Origin of the sequence: Tenuifilum sp., from assembly GCF_037481895.1 — a bacterium.
Classification (GTDB): Bacteria; Bacteroidota; Bacteroidia; order Bacteroidales; family Tenuifilaceae; genus Tenuifilum; species Tenuifilum osseticum.
This window is the reverse complement of the sequence record NZ_JBBFKU010000003.1, coordinates 45,097-67,872: the sequence shown is the minus strand read 5'-3', so window position 1 is coordinate 67,872 and position 22,776 is coordinate 45,097. Positions and strand designations below refer to the sequence as shown.

Below are 22,776 nucleotides of genomic sequence, written 5' to 3'. Positions count from 1 at the left end.
TCTTTTAACTCTTTTTAATTTTTATTATTTCATTATTTCATATATTTGTGAAATAACAAACACGTGAACAGCATGAGCCAAACCAAAGAGATAACCGAGGATATTCAAAAACTTGCGGAATTTGCTAAAGCCATGAGCCATCCTGTGAGACTCTATATTCTCAAAAAGCTATCGAAAGTTGATGCTTGCTGTTATAGTGGCGATATTGCTGATGAACTTGGGATTGGACGTTCTGGCTTATCGCAACACTTTAAAGAGCTAAAACATGCTGGTTTAATCAATGCCCATGTGAAAAAACCATACATTAAGTATTGTATTAACACAGAGAATTGGAATATTGCCAAAAAACTGTTTAACGATTTGTTCAACGAATAATTTTTTAATCAGTATTTCACTATTTTTTGAAATACTAAACAATTACATAAACCTTAAAACAAAATGATATGGCATGGTTAGCTGATTATCCGAGAGAAAAGGTGAAATGGTATCCTACGGTTGACTTAAGCAAATGCACACGTTGCGGAATATGCATGAACTGTGGGAAACAGGTATTCACTTGGACTACCAAGGGGCCTGAAGTTACAAATCCAACCGCTTGTACTATTGGTTGCACAACCTGTTCCAACCTTTGCGAAGGCAATGCAATAACTTTCCCTAGTAAATTAGAGTTGAGGGAACTTTACGAAAAGGAAAGGCTATGGGCAAAGGTGACCAAGCAAATGAAAAGAGATGGTTTTTTAGAATTCAAGGAGATTTAGTTTAACCCTTAAAATGAATAGCCATGGCATGGATAACAGGATATCCCAGGGAGCAAGTTAATTGGCATCCCACAGTGGATTTGGAAAAATGCGTGATGTGCGGCATTTGCATGAACTGCGGCAAACAGGTTTACACCTGGACAAAAAAAGGTCCAATAGTTACCAATCCTAATAGCTGTGTAGTAGGCTGCACATCCTGTGCAACGCTCTGCAAAGGAAACGCAATTACCTTTCCCGATATAAACGAACTAAGAGAACTATATAAACGCGAAAATATTTGGGCCAAGGTTAAGGAACAAATGAAAAACGAAGGGAAGTTAGACCCTATCGCTAAATAACATGGCAATAAAAAATAATAAAGATGGATAAGATTCGGTCCCAGTCTAAAAAAATGAGAAAAATACTTGAACTTAACACCTCAATGGTAGGTGTTAAATTTATCTTCTCAGAAAAAGATACACCTGCAAATATTGAAAAACTTGAGGGTCATCGATATTGTCAGGCTTTAATGAAAGCACGGCATGGTAAACATGTAGTACTTGATGCAGCGGGTATTGCATGTCCTGCTGCAGCCGCAGCCTTTGGCTTTAAGCCACTACCCGATGGGTTAAAAACAGGCAAAGGCCTGGTTGGCTTTGGTATTGTTAATGAAGATGCAACCGGGAAAGCCATGTTTGAGGGGATGACCACTTTGCCCCAAGGCAAATTAAAATCACTATACCTTTACCCTCTTGAAACAGCAACCATGGAACCCGATATTGTGGTGGTTGAAGACGAAACTGAAAAACTGATGTGGATTGCCCTTGCTAATCTTAACCTAAAGGGTGGGCAACGGGTGGAAAGCAGCACGGCAATTTTACAGGCTACCTGTGTTGATGCAACAACCATTCCATACGTACAACAGAAATTCAACATGAGTATGGGTTGCTACGGCTGCCGCGATGCCACGGATATTGGCCATAACGAAACAGTTTTAGGGTTTCCGTTCAAAGATTTTTATGCAATTACTGAAAATATTGAATTCCTAAATCAGAAAGCCATCCCTAATTCGCGGAGCAAAAATGCGCTCGCCTTGCTAAAACGGAAGGAAGCTGAAAAAATAGGTAAGATTGACCCTTTTCAAGAATCATAACACCTAAATAAAAGTTTTAATTCTATTCCACTTACAATAATAAGCCTACTATGACTATATGGAATCGTATTATTGATTAGCTTTAGCAAGTAATCGTAAAACATCAATTTATATGTTTACCTGCCCAATATGCCATAGTGAATTAACTGAATTAGATTCCGAACAGCAAGCTACCTGTACCTTTTGCGGTGCTATTGAGGAAACAGGCTACATTTGTCCTAACGGTCATTACCAATGCGAGGATTGTCGCATGGCTACCCAAACTGAAATAATTGAAAGGGTAAGCCTTAACACTAAAATAACCGATCCCATTGCCATTGCCAACCTTATAATGAAACACCCCTCATTTAACCCTTACGGAGTAGAACACCATGAACTTGTAGCGGCAGCTTGCCTTGCTGCTATGCGTAATCTTAACATAAAGAACATCAACGACATAAAACTGACAGCAGCTATTAAGCGAGGAAATAAAATCCCATATGGAGCATGCGGCAGCATGGGTACCTGCGGAGCATGTGTTTCGGCTGGTATAGCCATTGGTATTTTGACAAATTCAAATTACCTAAAGGACCAAGAACGAAACCTTACAATAAGAACAACAGCCAATGCCTTACTTAAGCTCACTGAACTGGGAGGCCCTCGTTGCTGTAAGTTTAGCACCTACTCAAGCATACTTGCAGTTTGGGAAACCGCAACCAACGAGCTTAACATGAATTTACCCCCTTTATCTGTTATGTGCGATTTTCAAGGAATACTAAAAGAGTGTCACCTGGAGAAATGCCCTTACTATGAAAAAAGATAGAGTATGGCGACTTGTTGCCGATGATATCAGTGAGCCTGCCATGCACTTTGCCATGGAGGAAGCTCTTCTTCGGCTGACCGACGAAGACCATACCCAACCTACACTCAGGATTCGGAGGGTTGAACCCTCAGTGTGGATTGGCTACTATCAATTACCAACCGAAGATGTAGATGTTGATTACTGTAAAAAACACAACTTGAAGATAGTAAGACGCATGAACTCCGGCGGTGCAGTGTATCAGGATGAGGGAACGTTTTGCTATTCGGCATTCTTCCAAAAGGAGGATTTCTTTAAAACTTTTAACATTGATAAGCCCGAAGACCTTTACCCTCTTTTCGGATCCGTTATCATTGACCTATGTAAAACTCTTGACATTGATGCCACCCTTTCGCCCGTAAACGACATTACAGTAAATGGCCGAAAAATTTACGGTTCGGCTCAGTTAGACTGGTACTCTGCATTTGTTCACAGCGGAAGCATTTTAGTTGATGTAAACCGTAATATCATGCAGGATGTACTGCGACCATCGAACCTAAAATTTGCCGACAAAGGTTTCAAGAATGTGAAGGACAGAGTTATAAACCTTGCCGAAGTTTCATCAAAGCCAATTGAAGTAAATAAAGTGATTGAACTATTTAAAACATCCTTCCAGAAAGTATTGAATGTAATACTTGAGCCAGGCCATTTCACGGCCAAGGAGAAGGCATTAGCCACTCAGCTTTACAACGAAAAGTACTCACAAAAGGAATGGACGTTCAATCAGTTTGCAGGCCCCCAATCAATGGTTTCAGTAAAAATTCCAAGCGGCGTTCTGACATTAAAGTATGAATTAGCAAACGCTCGCTTCAAAACCGTTTCGCTACATGGCGATTTCCTACTCCCAAATCATAATGAAGCGCAAAGGTTTGAATCAAATTGCACCAATAAAACGCCCCTCGAGGTTGTTCAGGAACTGAAAAATATTAACTTGCCTACCGATTTAAAGGAGGGAATTATGAACCTACTTTATCAAATTAACAACAATGGAACCCGTTAGGCTTGAAGTTCTTGTGGCATCGCCACCAACCAAAAAGTGCAAGGCCATTATTAGCATGTTTGAAAGGTTTCTTTCAGAGTTTCCTGGGAAACTAAAGTTAGACATTTACTTTGCCGGTGAACCCATGACTGGAACGCCAACCGAGGGATTTCGAAAGGAATCAGGCAAAATTCGCAAAATACCATCGGCGTATGTAAATGGCATTAATGTTGCCTCCAAGGAAGTTCCCGACGAGGAAATTGTGCGACAGGCCATTGTTAAGGTATTAAATAACCCTTAGGATACACCTACTCATAGAGAAAATATTTATGTTTAACACTAAAAAAACAGTTCAATGAAACGACTAGTAATTTATTTAACCATTACCGCATTTTGTATAGCAGCTCTTTCATCAAATACATTTGCGCAAACCAAAAGCCAAGCCAGTAAAACAGAAAGGAAATACAAGGTAACCTTTATTGAGTTGGGTTCAGTTAGATGCATCCCTTGCCAACAAATGCAGCCTATACTAAAATCGGTAGAAGAAAAGTATGGCAAACAGGTAAAGGTAATCTTTTACGATGTTTGGACTGACGATGGAAAGCAATACGCCAAAAAGTATAATATCAACCTTATACCCACCCAAATTTTTTTAGATGAGAATGGTAAGGAATACTTTAGGCACGAAGGCTTTTTCCCCGAAAACGAACTTATTGAAGTGCTAAAGAAAAAAGGGGTAAAATAAAAAACCACCATCACCTTTTAATATACTTTAACACAAATTTTTGTGGTAGTATTAAAAGTAGCCGTATGTTTGCAAGTGTTTACTTACTTAATACATGAGGCAATCAACTGAGGTTCGGCAGGAACAGATAAAGCAGGCAGTGCTAGATATCATCCATACCGATGGATTGAAAAACCTATCCACTCGTATGCTGGCTCAGCGTATCGGTATGAGCGAAGGGGCTATATTCAGGCATTTTCCGACAAAGCAAAGCATCATTCATTCCATTATTACCGACGTACAAAGAGATTTTATTGAACAGTTACGAAAGATTGCCACTTCTAACGAACTGCCACAAAAACGCTTGGAACACTTACTTTGCTTTACCGTTAAGTACCTAACCGATAACAAGGGTATCACCCTACTACTCTTTTCAGAAGCATCACATAATAACGATGAAGAGCTAAAACAGGCCTTGATGCAGATATTTAATACACAAAAAAAAATGGTAAGCAAGGTTGTTCTTGACGGTATTGCTGAAGGGATATGGGACGAAAACATACCCGTTGAAAACGTAGCCATGCTATACATGGGCATACCTGTTTCACTAAACGTTGAACTAATACTCAACAAGGGTGCTTTGGACACGTCGAACTTTTGTAGCAGGATGATGTTTCTCATAAACAAAATGCTCACCAGGTAATTTTTTTAAATCTAATGTAAGTATGTACTCACTTTAATTTTTAAAAAAATATGCTTTTCATAATTGTATTTATAGTAATTTCAATAGCCTCCTTCATTTTTGCCATGCTAGGATTAGGCGGAGGAATGGTTTACGTACCAGTACTAAACTGGGCTGGGTTTGATATGGTTACGGTTGCAATTCCTTTGGGTTTGCTTTTGAATGGTTTAAACACCGCATTGGTACTCATCCCATTTGCCCGTAAAAAGATGGTTGATTGGAAGGGTGGTGCCGTAATGGCTGCTACTGCATTAGTGGCTTCGCCTCTGGGTGCAATGACCAGCGAACATGTTCCAGTTCAATTGCTAAAATTCTTGTTTGCCATAATGGTTGTTGCTGCTGCCCTCCGCACGCTTTGGGCATCAAAACAGGAGGAGCCCGAAACCATGATGTCGTTAAAGAAACGAAGCATCATAGGTTTCTTCGTTGGTGGCTTTGCCGGTTTTATCGGTGGCATGTTGGGTTTAGGCGGCGGCTTTATCATTGCACCAATTCTCATGATGATGGGCTACAAAACAAAGGAGGCTGCAGCCACAACCGCATTTGTGGTGACATTCTCATCCTTTTCGGGTTACCTGGGGCACGTATCCCATGGCCATATAAATTGGCCACTCACCATAGTAGTTGTCCTTGCTGTAATCATAGGGTCACAACTTGGCGGTTTATACATGACCCAAAAAGCTAAATCGAAACAGGTAAAAGTTGTATATGCTGTTGTTCTTCTACTCATAGCAACTAAAATGGTTTACGGAATTTTATCTTAAAAATTGTACCCATGAGTCATGATCATAACCACCATAAGGTAAGCGGTAAAAACTTAGGCATTACAATTCTTCTAAACCTTTTTATTACAGTTGCCGAATTCCTTGGCGGTATACTTTCAGGAAGCATGTCGCTTCTTAGCGATGCAGCCCATAACTTCAGCGATGTGCTATCGCTAATTATAAGTTACACAGCAAATAGGCTATCAGGGCAAAAAGCCACTCTTACCCGTACCTACGGGTTAAAACGCTCCGAAATCCTGGCAGCCCTGATAAACTCTGCTACACTTCTAGGTTTAGCTATTGCTATTCTCTTGGAAGGCGCCAAACGCCTCTATGAACCCATTCCAATTGATTCCAGCTGGGTGATATGGCTATCGTTGTTAAGCATTCTGGTTAATGGCTTAAGCGTCCTTTTCATAAGAGATGATTCACGCAATAGCATCAATATACGGTCGGCATACCTTCATCTTTTTAGCGATATGCTTACCTCTGTAGCCGTTCTGATTGGTGGACTAACCATGAAATACCTCCAATGGTATCGGGTTGATTCCCTCTTTAGCATACTAATTGCCATATACTTACTTTTCACATCGTGGAGAATAATAAAAACTTCCTTGAGAATTTTCATGCAATTCTCCCCTGAGAATATAAACATCGAAGAAATTACAAAACAGGTTGAATCACTTGAGGGGGTAAAAAACTTACACCATGTGCACATCTGGCAAATTGATGAGCATGAAATCATGTTCGAGGCCCATTTGGATGTTACAAATAACATCAGAATATCGGATTTCGAAAAAATTCTTGAGCAAGTAAATATTTTGCTTGCAAAGCAAGGCATAAATCATGTAACTATTCAACCGGAGTATTCGGTTACTGATAATAAACAACTAATTCATTAACAATTAAATTTTTAAAGTATGATTAATCCTAAAGATTGGTTGGAATTTGGTCAAAAATTCCATGGACATAAATGTCCTGCAATGCCTATGGGGCTTAGGGTAGGTGCTGCTGCAATGAATGCACTGGGTGTGGAACGCGCAAAGGATGGCCAGCTAATAGCCCTTGTTGACCTTGGCGATGACCATTGTGCTACCTGCTATGCCGATGGTTTACAGGTTATTCTGGGCGCAACCTTTGGCAAAGGCAATATCAAGAAAACCCATAAAGGGAAATGGGCCGTTACTGTTATTGACAAAGCTACCGGCCGCGCTGTAAGGGTTACACCCAAAGCAGAAGCAATGCTTGCCAATAAGCAAACATCATTCTTTAAGGATTACCGCGAAAAGGGAATACCCGCAAGTAAAGTTCCCGATTTGGTGGTTGACCCTTTGGTTAATAATGTAATGAACGCCCCTGATGAAAAGTTAATCAATATTTCAGAGGTCTTCCAGTACGACCTTAAAGAACATCCACACAGCTTTAATAGCTTTGTATGCGAGGAGTGTGGCGAAATGACGGTTATGGAGTACGGACGCATTAAAGGAGATAAAAAGGTTTGCATCGATTGTGCTAACAAGCATTAAAACTACCCACCCATAATGCAAAAACGGTTGGCTAAAACGCCAACCGTTTATTATTTCATTCCAACTAAATAAACATTAACAAGCTGATTGACATGACTATCATGCCACCAATAAGTCCGTAAATGGAAAGGTGGTGCTCACCATACTCGCGGGCAGCAGGAAGTAACTCATCAACAGAGATAAATACCATTATACCTGCAACTGCTGCAAACAAAATACCAAATGTAACACCATTAATAAACGGCATAAGCAGCAAATATCCAACTATAGCACCAATAGGCTCAGCAAGACCCGAGAGGAACGATAGTCTAAACGCCTTTCGCTTATCGCCTGTAGCATAGAAAATTGGTACCGAAACGGCAATACCTTCTGGTATATTATGTATTGCAATGGCAACAGCAATGGCAATCCCCAAGTTAGGGTTCGATAAAGCTGCGGTGAACGTGGCCAAGCCCTCGGGGAAGTTATGGATGGCAATGGCTAGGGCTGTAAAGAGCCCCATGCGCATCAGTTTCCCTTTACGCTTTCGGCCACTCTCAGCATCCTCAACCAGCATAACCTCGTGGGGGTTTTCCTGCTCGGGTATAAACTTATCAATCAACGCAATAACCGCCATGCCACCGAAAAAGGAGGCAACCGTAATCCATGAACCTAAATGCAAGCCAATTGCATCGACCAGCGACTCACGTGCCTTGGAAAAAATTTCAATAAACGACACATAAATCATTACGCCAGCCGAAAACCCTAACGCAAGCGACAGAAACTTAGTATTGGTATGCTTTGAAAAAAAAGCAATAGCACTCCCAATACCGGTTGAAAGACCAGCAAAAAGTGTTAAACCAAATGCTATAAGTATATTTGACATCTCATACTCCATATCTCACGGTATTAAATGAACCTTAGTAAACAAAGTTAACCAAAATAAGTTTAGTAGGCCCCTAAGTTAGCCTCCAACTAGTTCATTATAGCTTTTCACCTCCATTTGGATATTATCGGTATTCAGAAACGCCTCAATAAAAGCGGCTGCAAGTCGAGCATTGGTAATTAGCGGGATATTGTAATCAACAGCTGAACGGCGAATGGTATAATCGTTATCGAGCTCGCTGCGCGAGAGATTTTTAGGGATGTTGATTACCAAATCAACCAGTCGATTCTGAATAAGATTCAGACTATTGGGAGCATTTTCTGGCTCATCGGGCCAGGAAACGGCAATGGCAGGTATGCCATGGTCGTTAAGGAACGATGCAGTTCCCCTTGTTGCGTAGATTACAAAACCGCGCCTGGCCAAACGGGCAATGGGATCGATAAGGGAGAGTTTTGACCTTAAAGGCCCAGAAGAAACCAAGATTGAACCCTGTGGAATTCTATGGCCTACCGACAACATCGCTTTAAGCAAGGCCACATTAACACTTTGCCCAATGCAGCCAACCTCACCGGTTGAGGCCATCTCAACACCCAGCACCGGGTCGGCAAAGGTAATCCTTCCAAATGAGAACTGTGAGGCTTTTACGCCCACATGGGCAATATCGAGCATCGATGGGGGATTGGTTTTAGGTGCTACACCCATCATAAAATCAACGGCAACGGCTATCATATCAAAATTCATCACCTTTGAAACAAACGGAAAACTTCTACTTGCCCTGAGGTTGCACTCTATTACCTTAATTTGGTTGTTTTTTGCCAAAAACTGAATGTTAAAGGGGCCTGTAATTTTTAGTTCGGCTGCAAGGGCTGCAGCAACACGCCTAATACGGCGAATAGTTTCCAGGTAGAGGCGCTGGGGCGGAAATACCAAGGTAGCATCGCCCGAGTGAACACCGGCAAACTCAATATGTTCCGATATGGCATCCACAAATATCCGACCATCATTAGCCACTGCATCGTATTCAATTTCCTTTGCCCCTTCGATAAACTCAGAGATTACTACCGGGTGGGCTTTGGACACCTCAGCTGCAACAGTTAAGTACTCGTTCAAATCGTCGGCGTTTGAAACCACATTCATTGCCGAACCCGAAAGGACGTAGGAAGGACGAATTAAAACGGGATAACCAACACGATTTACGAACTCCTGCACCTGTTCCATGGTGGTTAACTCCTGCCACTCTGGCTGATCGATACCGAGCTTATCGAGCAAAGCCGAGAATTTTTGTCGATCTTCGGCCATATCAATTGAAACCGATGAGGTACCCAGAACCATCACCCCTGCTTTACTCAGCCTTCCTGCCAGATTATTGGGTATTTGCCCACCAACCGATACTATTACCCCTAACGGACGCTCAACCTCAACAATATCCATCACCCTCTCAAAGGAAAGCTCGTCAAAGTAAAGCTTATCGCATACGTCGTAATCGGTACTTACGGTTTCGGGGTTGTAGTTCACAACAATCGCCTCAAATCCCAAGCGTCGGAGCTCCTTTACTGCACTAACGGTGCACCAATCAAATTCAACAGAACTACCAATACGATACGCACCTGAACCCAAAACAAGAACTTTGGGCTTAGGTTTTACGGACGTATCATCCTCATTCCCATGGTAGGTCATGTAAAGGTATGCCGTTTCCGATGGGAATTCGGCTGCCAATGTGTCAATCTGCTTTACACAAGGAACAATCCCACAGCTTTTCCTGTAGTTCCGTACTTGCTGTTGGTAATGCTCAATTTTATTGTTGGATGGATTGTAAATGATACGAGCCAACTGGAAATCGGAAAAACCATTCCGTTTAGCTTGAACAACAAGTTCTGATGGTACTTGCTCAATGGCTGAGTAACCTGCAAGATGCCTGGAAAGTTCAACCATACCCTGAAGCTTATCGAGAAACCAACGATCAATTCTTGTGATTGCATTAATATCCTCCGCACTCCATCCTTGCTCAAATGCTTGGGCAATGGCAAAAATCCTTTGATCAGTAGGATTCTCAAGCATCTGTTTAAGGTCCGACGGGTTAAAATGCTGATTTGCTACAAGCCCATGCATTCCCTGCCCTATCATCCTAAGGCCTTTTTGAATGGCTTCCTCAAATGAACGGCCTATGGCCATAACCTCTCCCACGCTCTTCATAGCCGACCCAATTTGGCGCGATGCCCCCTTAAACTTAGCCAAATCCCATCGGGGTATTTTTACCACAACATAGTCGAGGGCAGGCTCAAAGAATGCAGTTGTTTTCTGGGTAACGGAGTTTTTTAGCTCAAACAGGCCATAGCCTAAACCTAACTTGGCAGCTACAAATGCCAGTGGGTAACCGGTAGCTTTGGATGCCAAAGCCGATGAGCGCGATAAGCGAGCGTTTACCTCAATCACTCTGTAATTCTCACTACTAGGATCGAGCGCAAACTGAACATTACACTCCCCTACAATTCCCAGGTGACGAACGATTTTAATTGAGAGTGCCCGTAATTTATGGTACTCGGAGTTTGATAGCGTTTGCGAAGGCGCAACTACTATGCTTTCGCCAGTATGAATGCCTAATGGGTCGAAGTTTTCCATATTGCAAACTGTTATGCAATTATCAAACCTATCGCGTACCACCTCGTACTCAACCTCTTTCCAGCCCTTTAGCGATTCTTCAACCAGTATTTGTGGTGCATAAGTGAGCGCATTGGTTGCTAAAGCCTTTAACTCTTGTGGATTTGAGCAGAATCCGCTACCCTGCCCTCCCAGAGTAAAGGCAGCACGAACAATAACCGGGTAGCCAATTTGTTGAGCGGCATCAACCGCTTCATTCACTGTATTCACGGCAATGCTTCGCGGAGTGCTCACCCCAATTTGGTTTAACTCTTTAACAAAGAGTTCCCTATCCTCAGTGCTGATAATAGTGCTAACTGGCGTACCAAGCACTTCAACATTGAAATCCCGGAGTGTACCATTCAGGTAAAGTTCCACCCCGCAGTTTAGTGCGGTTTGTCCACCAAAAGAGAGGAATATTCCATCAGGGTGTTCCTTCTCAATGATTTGTCGCACCGTTTCGGGTTTTACTGGTTCAAAGTAGATGGTATCGGCCACATCCTGGCTGGTTTGAACCGTGGCAATGTTGGGATTTACCAGGACTGTTGCTATTCCCTCCTCCTTTAGTGCCTTTAGCGCCTGTGAACCGCTGTAGTCGAATTCGCCGGCCTCGCCAATCTTAAGCGCTCCCGAACCAAGCACCAAAACTTTACTGTATTTGCGTACAAGTGGCATATAAATCTATTTTACTTGTTGTCAATTAGGTTAATAAACTCATCGAACAGGAACTCGGTATCGTTTGGTCCTCCCGAAGCCTCCGGATGAAACTGAACTGCAAAAAAAGGCTTGGCTTTATGCCTTAAACCCTCGCAGGTTCCATCGTTTAGGTTTTCAAACATCACCTCCCATTCATCGGAAAGGGTCGATGGCTCAATTGCAAAACCATGGTTTTGCGAGGTAACAAAGCAGCGGTCAGTTCCTTTAAGCCTCACAGGCTGATTATGCCCCCTATGGCCATAGGGAAGCTTGTAGGTATTTGCCCCTGAGGCCAAAGCCAAAAGCTGATTACCCAGGCAAATTCCCATTACCGGTTTATCCATTTCAATTAGCCGACGAATATTCTCAATGGTTTCAAGGTTCACCTTGGGGTCGCCCGGACCATTGGAGATGAGAACACCATCGAATTTCTGGCTCAAAAAGTTATAGTTGTAAGGCACGCGAATAACCTGTACATCGCGTCTTAAAAGGCAACGCAGGATGTTGTTTTTTACTCCGCAATCAACCAGAACAATTGTTTTCTTTCCATTCCCATAGGTAATTGGTTTTGCTACCGATACATGTGCAACCGGGTTATCGGCATTGGGATCGTACCAATCCGTATCGCCATCAACAATAATTTTTCCCAACATACAACCCTTTTCGCGCAATTGTTTGGTAAGCTTGCGGGTATCAATACCACTTATTGCCGGAATCTTGTTTTCATTTAGCCATTGCCCCAGGCTTTTGTTCGCATTCCAGTGACTATAATTTTGGCTGTACTCGCACACCACTAAACCCTTAATGTGAATCCTGCCCGATTCCCAATTCTGTTCAATTCCTCCCAAAGGATTAGGTTCGGGTACCCCATAGTTGCCAACCAAGGGGAAAGTGGCCACAAGAATTTGTCCGAAGTACGACGGATCAGTTAAACTCTCGGGATATCCATTCATTGCCGTATTAAAAACAACCTCACCCGATGTGTTACCGGCATACCCAAACGAGTAACCAGTATAAACTGAGCCATCCTCCAGCACAAGCTTTGCTTTTTGTTGTTGATTCATTCTAGAATAATTTAAGAGATTTATAGTTTGAAGTTCGATAAATCAACTTTAAACTGAACGTTTGCAACCCTTTTCTGTAGGGCAAAAAAAAACCTGCCAAAACTGGCAGGTTATCAATGGAGTTAGCTGAAAGTATTGTTTGTTCGAAACCTGTATGCTTTACTGACAGCAATATTTTTTTAAGTGGAATCATGTCCTGAATGTTCATACAAAACTACAACTTTTTTCTAAAAATCAAAACTTTACAAAAAAGAACAGAAAGAGTTTGCATAATACAACTTTTGATTTTTAAATTTGAGATTCAATTTGAATAAAATGGAGAACGAAGTTAAGCAGGCGTACCTGAAGTATTTTGAAAATTATGTTCAACGCAAGCTCGAAGATACGCTTAATGCGTTTTCTCCTGATTTTAACATGATTGGAACCGGAGTAGATGAGTTCAGCGTAACATATCAGCACTCAACTGAACTATTTCGTCGGGAATTCGCCCAGGCGCCCGAACCTTTTACCTATCAGTTTAAAACTTTAAAGGTATGTCCCATTACACCCGATTCGGCCTATGTAATGGGTTTAGTTGACATGAAGTTCCTGCTCCCAACCGGCGAGTTTGAATACACAAACAATAGAACAACTGCCATTCTACGTAAAGAAAAGGGTGAGTGGAAAATTATTCACGGACATTGGTCGCAGCCCACAGAAATGCAACAGGAGGGCGAAAGTGTGCCCCTATCGGCTGTACTCAAGCAAAACAGGGAACTTAAGAATCAGCTTATTATCAAACAACAGGAGCTGGAAAAGCAGAACCAGCAGCTAAAAGAAATGAACCAATCGCTTTCAAAACTTTTCTCTATTGTGTCGCACGACCTTAAAAGTCCATTCAACGCCTTCCTGGGAATAACTGACCTTATGCTGATGAACTTTGAGGACGACTTTGAAAACAAGGAGTATTTTCAGCTTCGCCTTCAGCTGCTAAACGACCTTGCCCACAACCTTTACGATTTAACCGAGAATCTTCTAAACTGGGCAAAGCTAAACTCCAATGCCATTGAGCCCAAATACAGGGAAGTCCCAATAGACTCCCTGATACAAAAGCAGGTAAACGTTCTGCGCCCCATTTGGCAAAAAAAACGAATCACGCTAACAGAAGAAGTTCCCAGTGAACTTATGGTAAACACCGACCCCGATATGCTGGCTGTCATCATTCGTAATCTGGTTTCAAACGCTATAAAGTTCACTTACCCGGAAGGTGAAATAAAAATCCAGGTTAGCAATGAGCCCACCATCCTTTCCATCAAAATTGTTGATAATGGTATTGGTATGACAGCCGAACAGCTTAAAAATCTTTTTAAGAATTATCAATCAAGCAGAGGAACCGATAACGAAAAAGGTACTGGAATAGGTCTGTTTACCTGCAAAGAGTTAACCAACAAGCTAAAAGGCAACCTTAAATTTATCTCCGAACCAAACAAAGGGACAACAGTAATTGTTGAATTACCCAAATAACCATTTCCAGTAATGGCACCGATTCCAAAAATTGTTCGGTGGATTGAACTGGTTGCCCTTTTTGTTGGGCTACCTGTAGCTTTCTACTTTAACAACCTGAAACTACCCAAAAGCATTCCGCTTTTAGTAGTGTTTTTAATTGCACTATTTTATTTACTCACCACCAAATCGTTTAGTAAAAAATCGTTTGGATTTAATGGATACAAAAGCTGGAGAACGCTTAGCTTGCGTATTCTCATTTCGCTACTGGCAATAAGTTTACTGAGTGTTATCTTTCTTCCTGGTGAGCAACTTTTTTACTTACCATTACATAGGACAGAGCTTTGGCTACTAATCATGATTTTTTACCCCATTTGGTCAGCCTTTACGCAGGAAGTTATATACCGTGGGTTTTTCTTCCACCGATACACCCCCCTTTTCAAAAACGATAAAATTGTTGTCACATTAAATGGGGTTCTTTTTGGATTACTCCATATAATTTTTAGAAACTGGATAGCTGTTGCTGGAGCTACCATAATCGGTTTTGTTTGGGCATACAGCTACTTTAAACATCGCTCAATACTAGTAGTATCATTAGAGCATGCAATTGTTGGCAATTTCCTATTTACCATTGGATTAGGCTACTTCTTTTATGTACCCGATTTTTAGTGCTATTATAGAACTAGCCATATTTAAAACCATCAATTCAAGCCTGCACTGAATAGTTTTTACCCCAATGAGCGGATTTTCCCGTTTGCCGGTAACTGAAAATCGTTATAATAACATTAATGTATTTGCTCAGGATTAAAAAGAGCATTTATCGCATAGTTTACAAAAGGATATGAACATTAATAGTTTTTGTTGAGGTTAACTAACTTTCATTTTTTAAAACCAAACACCTTGCAGCTTGTTAATAAATAAATGCCTAAGGCATTTCTATTTAACAAACAAAAAATTAACTTTACAAACAGATTACTATGGCGACAACAATCTTAAAACCAGGCGATTTGGCTCCTGAATTCACTGGGAAGGATCAGGATGGTAAAACCATTAAACTATCGGATTTTAAGGGAAAAAAGTTGATCCTTTACTTTTACCCCAAGGACAACACCAGCGGTTGTACCGCTGAAGCTTGCAGCTTACGCGATGGTTATGATGATTTACAGAGCTTAGGCATGGAAGTGGTTGGCGTTAGCCCCGATTCCGAGAAATCGCACAAAAATTTTATCCATAAATACAACCTGCCTTTCCGCTTAATAGCCGACGAAGACCATGCGATTGCCGAAAAGTATAAAGCATGGGGTGAGAAAAAGATGTACGGTAAAGCATACTTTGGTATTCTCCGCACAACATATGTGATAAATGAAAATGGCACTATCACACATGTTTTTAATAAGGTTGATACCAAGGAACACGTAAAACAAATACTATCCGAAATAAATAAGTAAATGGAAGCAACTGAAAACAAGGAACGCAAGGAAATTAACAAGGAAAAGCTAAAGGCCCTTCAATCGACAATCGATAAAATTGAGAAGGATTTTGGTAAGGGTTCAATAATGAGGCTTGGCGATAAAGCCGTATCGGAAGTGCCAGTCATCTCATCAGGGTCAATAGCGCTCGATGTAGCCCTTGGGGTTGGTGGTTATCCCCGTGGGCGAGTGGTTGAAATCTACGGCCCCGAATCGTCGGGTAAGACCACTCTTGCCATCCACGCCATTGCCGAAGCTCAAAAGCAAGGCGGCCTTGCCGCCATCATCGATGCGGAACATGCTTTTGACCGCACCTATGCCGAGAAGCTTGGCGTTGATGTGGAGAATCTACTTTTTGCCCAGCCCGATAACGGTGAGCAAGCCCTTGAAATTGCCGATAACCTTATCCGCTCAGGCTCAATTGACATCATTGTCATCGACTCGGTGGCTGCCCTTACCCCTAAAGCTGAAATTGAAGGCGATATGGGCGATAGCAAGATGGGCCTTCAAGCCCGACTGATGTCGCAAGCGTTGCGTAAGCTCACTGCCACCATCAGCAAAACCAACACCTGCTGTATTTTCATCAACCAGCTACGCGACAAAATTGGCGTAATGTTTGGCAACCCTGAAACCACCACCGGTGGGAATGCCCTCAAGTTCTACGCTTCGGTTCGTGTTGATATCCGTAAGCTGAACCAGCTTAAGGATGGAGAGGAATCGACCGGTAACCGCGTTAGGGTTAAAATTGTTAAGAACAAGGTTGCGCCCCCATTCCGCAAAGCCGAGTTCGATATTATTTTTGGTGAGGGAATATCCAAAACAGGTGAAATCATTGACCTTGGCGTTGAACTGAATATCATCAAGAAAAGCGGTTCATGGTTCAGCTATGGCGAAACTAAACTTGGTCAAGGCCGCGATGCTGTTCGCCAGCTCCTGCTCGATAATCCAGAACTATCAAACGAGATTGAAGCAAAAATCAGGGAAACGCTCAAAGCGCAGTAAAACAAAACATTAACCACACGATACTGCCTTAAAAAGATAAAGGGCAACCGTTTTGAACCTATCTCAGCATTGCGTTCAATACTTAGCCTGAACAAAAAAATCTTTTTGAGGCAGTTTTCTTTTATTATTGCATAAAATCACAATTTACCCAACACCTTTAGGTTTGAATCGAAAAATTACTTACATTTATTTTTTGATTACAAACAGTTTACAACATGAAGAAGATTGTAACTATCAGCGCATTGCTGCTTATAATCCTTAGCTCCTGCGATACCATTCTTAACCGCCACCTCATCAAAGGCAGCGATAAACGCAAAGAGGTTCATGCCCAATTCGAGGAAAGGGTCAAGCTAATTGCCACCTACGATTCATCCATTTTTAAAATAATCAACTCAGAACTTACCACTAAAGAGCGCGAGGGGTTTGAGTTTCTTTACGCATACATGCCACTAAGCGATTTAGCGATGCACTCACCAGAGTATGTTCTGAAGAACGTTCAGCTAGCGCTAAAAGCGGGGAAAGAATTTAAGTGGGCAAGGAAAGTGCCAGCTGATATATTCCTTCACTTTGTCCTACCTTACAGGGTTAACAACGAGTACACCGATAACGCCCGCGAGATTTTCTTTGAGGAGCTAAAGGAGCGCCTTCTGGGCCTCGATACATACCAGGCTGCGCTTGAGGTTAATTACTGGTGTCACGAAAAGGTTACCTACCAATCGACCGATGAGCGCACATGTGGGCCCCTAACAGCCGTTCGTTCAGCCTTTGGCCGCTGTGGCGAGGAATCGACATTTGCAGTAGCAGCCTATCGTTCAGTAGGCATACCAGCACGTCAGGTCTACACACCCCGTTGGGCTCACACCGACGACAATCACGCCTGGGTGGAGATATGGGTCGATGGTAAATGGCACTTCTTAGGCGCATGCGAACCTGAGCCTGAACTTGACCGTGGATGGTTTGCAGGACCTGCCAAACGAGCCATGATGACACGTACTTTTGTTTTTGGCAAATACAATGGCCCTGAGGAACAACTTAAACAAACCAACTATTACACTGAGATTAACCTTATGCCTAACTATGCCCCTACCCGTAAACTCACCGTTACCGTAACCGATAGCACCGGAAACCCGGTTGAGGGCGCAAAGGTTGAATACCAGCTTTACAACTACGCCGAGTTTTACCCCATAGCCACCCTGCAAACCAATGCAAAAGGCTTTTGTACTTTGACCACAGGGTTTGGCGACTTGATGGTTTGGGCACAAAAGGATAACACCTATGCCTTTTCCAAGGCCGACAGAAACCAAAACGATATCTACCTGACACTCAAAAAGGAAATTCCTTTTACAAACCTTTCATTAACCCTTACCCCACCCGACGAACAAACTATTCCACCATACGATGAAAGTACAGCCGATGAACACAACCGCAGGGTTAAACAGGGGAATGAAATTCGTAGTAATTTCATAAGCACCTTTATTGACTCGGCTTCAGCAGCCAATTTGGCCATGGAAAAGGGTATCAGCATTGATGAAACATGGAAATGGCTTTCAAAAAGCCGCGGCAACTGGAATGAGATTTACAACTACATAAAGAACTTGGACACTAAAGACATCTCAGTTGGAGTGGCCTTGATTTCAACTCTTCGGGAAAAGGATTTACGCGATATTACCACCGATGTACTTTTCGACCACCTTTCACGAATCGATTCTTTCCCTGCCCTGCTTGAAAGCCGCATGGTTAAAGAGTTTGACAGCTACATTCTTTCGCCCCGGATTGGCCGAGAATTTATTACACCCTGGCGCAGTTTCTTGCAGGATGCCTTTACCTTTGAGGAGATTGGTTTTTTCCGAAACAATCCTCAAAACATTGCCCAATGGATTAAAGAGTTTGTAACACTTGACACCGAAAGCAATTACTACCGTGTGCCGTTAAGCCCTGAAAGCGTTTACCGGATTCGCCGCGCCGATGAATATTCCATGGCTATTTTCTTTGTAGCAGCATGTCGCAGTTTTGGAATAGCTGCCCGATTGGAGCCAGCATCAAAAAAACCTCAGTACTTCATGAAAGGGAAGTGGATTGATGTAAATATCGCCGATGTAAAAGAGACACAGGCCACAACACCAACCGGGATGCTAATTATCAACCTCGATAAAAACTCGGCTGTTGAACAGCCAAAGTACTACACACACTTCACCATTGCACGGTTCGAAAAGGGAAAGTACTCAACCCTTGATTATGAGGAAAGTCCTTTATTCAACAAATTCCCTGCAGCACTTGAACTCCCAGAGGGTTATTACCGGATAGTAACCGGTAACAGGCATAAATCGGGAGCAGTTAACTGCAATGTTTACTACGTCAGGGTTGAAAGTGGCAAAAAGATACAATTTACACTAACCATCCCATCAACCCAAACCGAGAAAATGGTTTTGGGAACCATTACCACCGATATCACCATACCTTTTATCCAGAACCCCCAAACAATTGAACAGATTACCAAGGATAAACCAGCAATAGTTGCCATTATCGACCCGCTTGCTGAACCTACAAAGCATTTGCTTCGCGATATCAGCAGCCTATGTAGCGAGTTTAGTGGCATAGGAAATAGTATTGCCCTTATTCTGGCAAGTGGCAAATCGGCAAAAACCGATTTGACATCCATTTTCGATGGAAAGCCCTACCCCAATACCATTACCCTCGGGAACGATATAAATGGTCAATTTGAGGCTAAGGTAGGGCAGGCAGTTGGCAAACAGCTGGAATACCCTGTTGTTCTTGTTGTGAACAACAACGGAGAGATAGTATATCATTCATCGGGTTATAGCATAAACCTTGGCGAACAGCTACTTTCAGCACTAAAGCAGTAAACGATGTTTACCCTTGAGGTTTGCGCCAACTCTGTAGAGAGTGCCATTAACGCTCAAAAAGGCGGAGCAAATCGAATAGAACTCTGTGAGAACCTTTACGTTGGGGGTACCACCCCATCGTTTGGATGCATTGCCGAAACCCTTAACCAGCTAAATATTCCGGTTCACGTTCTTATTCGTCCCCGCCCCGGCGACTTTGTGTACTCCGATATGGAATTCCGTCAAATGCTCCGCGATATTGAGGCATGCAAAAAACTTGGGGTAAAAGGGGTTGTTAGCGGTATACTCCGGGCGAATGGTACTCTTGATAAGGAAAGAACTAAAGAACTGGTTTGGGCAGCCAAACCAATGACCTTTACCTTTCACCGCGCCTTCGACATAATGCCCGAACCTTTCAAAGCACTAAATGAAATTATCGAATGTGGATGCAATTTCCTACTAACGTCAGGGCAAAAAAACAAGGCTGTTGATGGTTTAGACCTGATAAGGCAGTTAATTGCCGAGGGAGGTAACAAAATAGCCCTAATTGCCGGAGGAGGGATTAATCACAGCAATATCTTAGAGCTAGCACAGAATGGTGTAAACCAGTTCCATATGAGCGGCAGCGAAATTGTAGCCCGGTACAATACCAACCATACCGGACTTTCATTTGTTTCGGCATTGCTTCCGGAAAATACCGTTCAGCAAACCAATGCCGAAACCATTGCCAGCACTGTGGCAAAACTAAAACAATACTTCAACAAAAAGTAAATACTAACCAATGACTAGAGAAGAACTTGTAAAGCATGCAAAACTATTCCAGCGAGAGGAAATTACAGGCTACCAGGTTTATAAGAATCTGGCTAAATCAACAAACGACAAAAACAATAAAACTGTTTTAGCAAAAATTGCTGGTGAGGAACTTAAGCACTACAATATTTTCAAACAGATATCGGGGGTTGATGTTGCCCCTCAAAAAACTGTAGTATGGTTTTTCACCATTTGCGGGAAAATACTTGGGCTTACATTCGCCTTAAGGCTTATGGAGCGACAGGAGGCAAAAATTCAGGATGTTTACGAACGAGTAATACCCTACATGCCCGAAGCCGAAGCCGTAAAAAAATCCGAAGAGGAACATGAAGACCAGCTAATTGCATTAATTCAGGAAGAGAGACTTGATTATGCTGGCTCAATGGTTCTTGGGCTAAACGATGCGCTGGTTGAACTAACCGGCGCTTTAGCTGGCTTTAGCCTTGCCATGCAAAACACCCGACTCATTGCAGTTGCCGGACTTATTACGGGTATTGCCGCTTCGCTCTCAATGGCAGCATCGCAGTACCTTTCCGTTAAAACTGAAAATGATGACCGACACGCGGGTAAATCGGCAATTTATACTGGTTTGGCTTATATATTTACCGTTGCAATACTGATTAGCCCTTTTCTACTGCTCACAAGCTACATGCTAGCCCTAGCAACAACACTTCTGCTTGCAATAGCCATCATTTTCGCCTTCAACTTCTACATTGCAGTAGCTAAAAACCTCAACTTTAAGCATAGGTTCCTTGAAATGGTTGTTATTAGCTTAGGAGTTTCAGCGCTAACCTTTGGTATAGGCTTGCTGGTTCGAAACTACCTGGGAATTCCTATTGACTGAATTAAACAAAAATTGATATGGAACCAAGAAATTACAAGTTCATTTCGCCTTTCGAGTTAAATGAAAACACCTTCGACCTGCTCGACAATCAATGGATGCTAATACTTGCTGGCAGCAAGGATAAACATAACAGCATGACAGCCTCGTGGGGAGGATTTGGAATACTATGGAATAAACCGGTGGCATTTGTATTCATACGCCCTCAGCGCTACACATTGCAGTTTGTGGAGCAAAACGATTACTTTACCCTCAACTTTTTTGAAGAGAAATGGCGTTCGGCACTGGAGCTATGTGGCAGCAAATCGGGTCGCGATATCGATAAAACTAAGGCAGCGGGATTAACCATTGCCGAATCGCTTAAGGCCATAGCCTTTCAGGAGGCCCGACTGGTGATTGAATGCCGAAAACTTTATATCGATGATATCAAACCCGAGAACTTTCTCGATAAGGAAATCATCAGTAAGCACTACCCTAAAAGCGATTTCCATAGGCTATTTATCGCTGAAATCACATCGGTATTCAAAAAAGAGGGTTGATGGCTTAAAGGAAATGTAACAATACAGCAGCGAGTAATAGCTTGAATCAAAAGACTCCTTACTCATTGGATTCATCGTCGGCATCAGGCTCAAAGCTATCCCAATCAAAGCCCCCGAAACCGGAATCGAATAGTTCATCAATCTCGCGACGTTCCTTTTTTGTGGGGCGGCCTGTTCCGCGTTCGCGGTGTATGTTGAATGCCATGAACGATGGGTCAAGTTTCTGTAACTCCTCGGGAGGAGTTAAGTTTTCCATATACGATTCAACCAACTTGGCGCCAAGCCGGTTTTTGGGTAGGTCTTTCACCCTGAATGTATAGGTCACCGGGGGTTTTCGAACCTTTAATGTATCACCTACATTAATATCCTGCGAGGGTTTTACCTCAATCCCATTACGGGTTACCCGACCTTTGCGGCAATACTCGGTAGCAAGGGTTCTTGTTTTAAATACCCTCACAAACCACAACCACTTATCAACCCTCATGGTCGGCATTCTATCGGCTATTGTAAAGGTTCATGGAGCGTTCAATACCAATTGTGCCAAAGGCAAGCACAGCCTCGCCGGCCAACGTTAGCCGTTCGGGCAGTACCTTCAGCTCCTCATCGGTCCACTCACCCAAAACGTAATCGACCTGGCGGCCACGACTAAATCCATTACCAATTCCAAAACGAAGACGGGCATAATCCTGTGTGCCCAGCACGTCGTTTATATTCCTCAACCCGTTATGGCCACCGTCGCTACCTTTAGGTCTTAACCTTATTGCGCCAAGGGGTAAGGCAATATCGTCAACTACCACCAAGAGGTTTTCCAATGGGATATTTTCCTTTTGCAACCAGTAGTTTACCGCTTTACCGCTAAGGTTCATGTAGGTTGAGGGTTTAAGGAGTACAAATGTCCGCCCTTTGTGCTTGAGCTGAGCAACAAAGCCGTAGCGGGCATCGGCAAAAGTAATGTTGGACGCCTTAGCAAGAGCGTCCAACACCATAAATCCTACATTATGTCGGGTGTTGGAATACTCACTTCCAATATTCCCTAACCCGGTAATTAAATACTTCAATTCTGAA

The 22,776-nt window shown here is 42.6% G+C and carries 25 protein-coding genes; 20 read left to right on the top strand and 5 right to left on the bottom strand.

Translation table 11 applies throughout. The annotated features are described in order from the left end of the window. Positions 1-72 precede the first annotated feature (72 nt). The 12 genes from WHS63_RS01665 to WHS63_RS01610 all read left to right on the top strand — a co-directional run bounded on the left by WHS63_RS01665 (position 73) and on the right by WHS63_RS01610 (position 7,463). A complete protein-coding gene (locus WHS63_RS01665; protein WP_445203601.1) occupies positions 73-375 on the top strand; it encodes an ArsR/SmtB family transcription factor in 303 nt (100 codons plus the stop codon). A 68-nt stretch (positions 376-443) separates the two neighbouring features. After that, positions 444-758 carry a 4Fe-4S dicluster domain-containing protein gene (locus WHS63_RS01660; RefSeq protein WP_445203600.1) on the top strand — a complete coding sequence of 105 codons (315 nt, stop codon included), beginning with the start codon at positions 444-446 and terminating at the stop codon, positions 756-758. Positions 759-781: 23 nt separating this feature from the next. Beyond that, positions 782-1,096, top strand: coding sequence for a 4Fe-4S dicluster domain-containing protein (locus WHS63_RS01655; RefSeq protein WP_445203599.1), 315 nt, complete (start codon positions 782-784; stop codon positions 1,094-1,096). Positions 1,097-1,149: 53 nt separating this feature from the next. After that, positions 1,150-1,890: a DUF169 domain-containing protein gene (locus tag WHS63_RS01650; RefSeq protein ID WP_445203598.1), complete on the top strand. Its 741-nt coding sequence runs from the start codon at positions 1,150-1,152 to the stop codon at positions 1,888-1,890. A 112-nt stretch (positions 1,891-2,002) separates the two neighbouring features. Next, positions 2,003-2,692: a DUF5714 domain-containing protein gene (locus WHS63_RS01645; protein ID WP_445203597.1), complete on the top strand. Its 690-nt coding sequence runs from the start codon at positions 2,003-2,005 to the stop codon at positions 2,690-2,692. Next, positions 2,679-3,728, top strand: coding sequence for a lipoate--protein ligase family protein (locus tag WHS63_RS01640; protein WP_445203596.1), 1,050 nt, complete (start codon positions 2,679-2,681; stop codon positions 3,726-3,728). The genes WHS63_RS01645 and WHS63_RS01640 overlap by 14 nt, the downstream gene beginning before the upstream one ends. After that, positions 3,715-4,008 carry a hypothetical protein gene (locus WHS63_RS01635; protein WP_445203595.1) on the top strand — a complete coding sequence of 98 codons (294 nt, stop codon included), beginning with the start codon at positions 3,715-3,717 and terminating at the stop codon, positions 4,006-4,008. The genes WHS63_RS01640 and WHS63_RS01635 overlap by 14 nt, the downstream gene beginning before the upstream one ends. A 54-nt stretch (positions 4,009-4,062) precedes the next feature. After that, complete coding sequence (locus WHS63_RS01630) at positions 4,063-4,452, top strand: thioredoxin family protein (protein ID WP_445203594.1); 390 nt, start codon at positions 4,063-4,065, stop codon at positions 4,450-4,452. A gap of 94 nt (positions 4,453-4,546) precedes the next feature. Next, on the top strand, positions 4,547-5,134 hold the full coding sequence (locus WHS63_RS01625) for a TetR/AcrR family transcriptional regulator (RefSeq protein ID WP_445203593.1): 588 nt from the start codon (positions 4,547-4,549) through the stop codon (positions 5,132-5,134). A 50-nt stretch (positions 5,135-5,184) separates the two neighbouring features. Next, complete coding sequence (locus tag WHS63_RS01620; protein ID WP_445203592.1) at positions 5,185-5,937, top strand: sulfite exporter TauE/SafE family protein; 753 nt, start codon at positions 5,185-5,187, stop codon at positions 5,935-5,937. Between the two features lie 11 nt (positions 5,938-5,948). Then, the gene (locus WHS63_RS01615; protein WP_445203591.1) at positions 5,949-6,839 is read left to right on the top strand and encodes a cation diffusion facilitator family transporter; all 891 of its coding nucleotides are present in this window, start codon (positions 5,949-5,951) and stop codon (positions 6,837-6,839) included. Between the two features lie 18 nt (positions 6,840-6,857). Further along, positions 6,858-7,463, top strand: coding sequence for an FmdE family protein (locus tag WHS63_RS01610; protein ID WP_445203590.1), 606 nt, complete (start codon positions 6,858-6,860; stop codon positions 7,461-7,463). A 64-nt stretch (positions 7,464-7,527) separates the two neighbouring features. Here WHS63_RS01610 and zupT read toward each other — a convergent pair whose 3' ends face one another. The 3 genes from zupT to carA form a co-directional block, all read right to left on the bottom strand. Continuing rightward, entirely contained in the window at positions 7,528-8,340 is an 813-nt protein-coding gene (gene zupT / locus WHS63_RS01605; RefSeq protein WP_439655709.1) for a zinc transporter ZupT, read from the bottom strand. Positions 8,341-8,406: 66 nt separating this feature from the next. Then, on the bottom strand, positions 8,407-11,640 hold the full coding sequence (gene carB, locus WHS63_RS01600; RefSeq protein WP_445203589.1) for a carbamoyl-phosphate synthase (glutamine-hydrolyzing) large subunit: 3,234 nt from the start codon (positions 11,638-11,640) through the stop codon (positions 8,407-8,409). A gap of 11 nt (positions 11,641-11,651) precedes the next feature. Continuing rightward, on the bottom strand, positions 11,652-12,725 hold the full coding sequence (carA, locus tag WHS63_RS01595) for a glutamine-hydrolyzing carbamoyl-phosphate synthase small subunit (RefSeq protein WP_445203588.1): 1,074 nt from the start codon (positions 12,723-12,725) through the stop codon (positions 11,652-11,654). Positions 12,726-13,040: 315 nt separating this feature from the next. On the opposite strand from carA, the gene WHS63_RS01590 reads away from it, so the two are divergent. From WHS63_RS01590 to WHS63_RS01555, 8 genes are all read left to right on the top strand, one after another. Next, entirely contained in the window at positions 13,041-14,228 is a 1,188-nt protein-coding gene (locus WHS63_RS01590) for an ATP-binding protein (protein WP_445203587.1), read from the top strand. 12 nt (positions 14,229-14,240) lie between these two features. Continuing rightward, entirely contained in the window at positions 14,241-14,876 is a 636-nt protein-coding gene (locus WHS63_RS01585; RefSeq protein ID WP_445203586.1) for a CPBP family intramembrane glutamic endopeptidase, read from the top strand. A 308-nt stretch (positions 14,877-15,184) separates the two neighbouring features. Continuing rightward, a complete protein-coding gene (bcp, locus tag WHS63_RS01580; RefSeq protein ID WP_445203585.1) occupies positions 15,185-15,655 on the top strand; it encodes a thioredoxin-dependent thiol peroxidase in 471 nt (156 codons plus the stop codon). Beyond that, positions 15,656-16,678: a recombinase RecA gene (gene recA / locus WHS63_RS01575; protein ID WP_445203584.1), complete on the top strand. Its 1,023-nt coding sequence runs from the start codon at positions 15,656-15,658 to the stop codon at positions 16,676-16,678. A gap of 215 nt (positions 16,679-16,893) precedes the next feature. Then, complete coding sequence (locus tag WHS63_RS01570; RefSeq protein ID WP_445203583.1) at positions 16,894-19,542, top strand: transglutaminase domain-containing protein; 2,649 nt, start codon at positions 16,894-16,896, stop codon at positions 19,540-19,542. A 3-nt stretch (positions 19,543-19,545) separates the two neighbouring features. After that, on the top strand, positions 19,546-20,292 hold the full coding sequence (locus tag WHS63_RS01565; RefSeq protein ID WP_445198658.1) for a copper homeostasis protein CutC: 747 nt from the start codon (positions 19,546-19,548) through the stop codon (positions 20,290-20,292). A gap of 10 nt (positions 20,293-20,302) precedes the next feature. Further along, the gene (locus tag WHS63_RS01560; RefSeq protein WP_369489285.1) at positions 20,303-21,175 is read left to right on the top strand and encodes a VIT1/CCC1 transporter family protein; all 873 of its coding nucleotides are present in this window, start codon (positions 20,303-20,305) and stop codon (positions 21,173-21,175) included. A gap of 17 nt (positions 21,176-21,192) precedes the next feature. Continuing rightward, on the top strand, positions 21,193-21,711 hold the full coding sequence (locus WHS63_RS01555; RefSeq protein ID WP_445203582.1) for a flavin reductase family protein: 519 nt from the start codon (positions 21,193-21,195) through the stop codon (positions 21,709-21,711). A 58-nt stretch (positions 21,712-21,769) separates the two neighbouring features. Here WHS63_RS01555 and WHS63_RS01550 read toward each other — a convergent pair whose 3' ends face one another. Together WHS63_RS01550 and pth are read right to left on the bottom strand one after the other, a co-directional pair. Beyond that, positions 21,770-22,195 (bottom strand): RNA-binding S4 domain-containing protein, encoded by a 426-nt coding sequence (locus WHS63_RS01550; protein ID WP_445198656.1) that lies wholly within the window; start codon positions 22,193-22,195, stop codon positions 21,770-21,772. 10 nt (positions 22,196-22,205) lie between these two features. Beyond that, entirely contained in the window at positions 22,206-22,769 is a 564-nt protein-coding gene (pth, locus tag WHS63_RS01545) for an aminoacyl-tRNA hydrolase (protein WP_445198655.1), read from the bottom strand. Positions 22,770-22,776: the final 7 nt, after the last annotated feature.

Bases quoted from the DNA above. Each gene is read 5' to 3' on its own strand.
- bcp (WP_445203585.1), top strand. From the start codon at position 15,185: ATGGCGACAACAATCTTAAAACCAGGCGATTTGGCTCCTGAATTCACT.
- WHS63_RS01640 (WP_445203596.1), top strand. From the start codon at position 2,679: ATGAAAAAAGATAGAGTATGGCGACTTGTTGCCGATGATATCAGTGAG.
- WHS63_RS01570 (WP_445203583.1), top strand. From the start codon at position 16,894: ATGAAGAAGATTGTAACTATCAGCGCATTGCTGCTTATAATCCTTAGC.
- carB (WP_445203589.1), bottom strand. From the start codon at position 11,640: ATGCCACTTGTACGCAAATACAGTAAAGTTTTGGTGCTTGGTTCGGGA.
- WHS63_RS01565 (WP_445198658.1), top strand. From the start codon at position 19,546: ATGTTTACCCTTGAGGTTTGCGCCAACTCTGTAGAGAGTGCCATTAAC.
- WHS63_RS01585 (WP_445203586.1), top strand. From the start codon at position 14,241: ATGGCACCGATTCCAAAAATTGTTCGGTGGATTGAACTGGTTGCCCTT.
- WHS63_RS01615 (WP_445203591.1), top strand. From the start codon at position 5,949: ATGAGTCATGATCATAACCACCATAAGGTAAGCGGTAAAAACTTAGGC.
- WHS63_RS01620 (WP_445203592.1), top strand. From the start codon at position 5,185: ATGCTTTTCATAATTGTATTTATAGTAATTTCAATAGCCTCCTTCATT.
- carA (WP_445203588.1), bottom strand. From the start codon at position 12,725: ATGAATCAACAACAAAAAGCAAAGCTTGTGCTGGAGGATGGCTCAGTT.
- WHS63_RS01635 (WP_445203595.1), top strand. From the start codon at position 3,715: ATGGAACCCGTTAGGCTTGAAGTTCTTGTGGCATCGCCACCAACCAAA.
- WHS63_RS01550 (WP_445198656.1), bottom strand. From the start codon at position 22,195: ATGAGGGTTGATAAGTGGTTGTGGTTTGTGAGGGTATTTAAAACAAGA.
- WHS63_RS01650 (WP_445203598.1), top strand. From the start codon at position 1,150: ATGAGAAAAATACTTGAACTTAACACCTCAATGGTAGGTGTTAAATTT.
- WHS63_RS01555 (WP_445203582.1), top strand. From the start codon at position 21,193: ATGGAACCAAGAAATTACAAGTTCATTTCGCCTTTCGAGTTAAATGAA.
- WHS63_RS01625 (WP_445203593.1), top strand. From the start codon at position 4,547: ATGAGGCAATCAACTGAGGTTCGGCAGGAACAGATAAAGCAGGCAGTG.
- WHS63_RS01665 (WP_445203601.1), top strand. From the start codon at position 73: ATGAGCCAAACCAAAGAGATAACCGAGGATATTCAAAAACTTGCGGAA.
- WHS63_RS01590 (WP_445203587.1), top strand. From the start codon at position 13,041: ATGGAGAACGAAGTTAAGCAGGCGTACCTGAAGTATTTTGAAAATTAT.
- WHS63_RS01630 (WP_445203594.1), top strand. From the start codon at position 4,063: ATGAAACGACTAGTAATTTATTTAACCATTACCGCATTTTGTATAGCA.
- WHS63_RS01660 (WP_445203600.1), top strand. From the start codon at position 444: ATGGCATGGTTAGCTGATTATCCGAGAGAAAAGGTGAAATGGTATCCT.
- WHS63_RS01655 (WP_445203599.1), top strand. From the start codon at position 782: ATGGCATGGATAACAGGATATCCCAGGGAGCAAGTTAATTGGCATCCC.
- WHS63_RS01645 (WP_445203597.1), top strand. From the start codon at position 2,003: ATGTTTACCTGCCCAATATGCCATAGTGAATTAACTGAATTAGATTCC.
- WHS63_RS01610 (WP_445203590.1), top strand. From the start codon at position 6,858: ATGATTAATCCTAAAGATTGGTTGGAATTTGGTCAAAAATTCCATGGA.
- WHS63_RS01560 (WP_369489285.1), top strand. From the start codon at position 20,303: ATGACTAGAGAAGAACTTGTAAAGCATGCAAAACTATTCCAGCGAGAG.
- zupT (WP_439655709.1), bottom strand. From the start codon at position 8,340: ATGGAGTATGAGATGTCAAATATACTTATAGCATTTGGTTTAACACTT.
- recA (WP_445203584.1), top strand. From the start codon at position 15,656: ATGGAAGCAACTGAAAACAAGGAACGCAAGGAAATTAACAAGGAAAAG.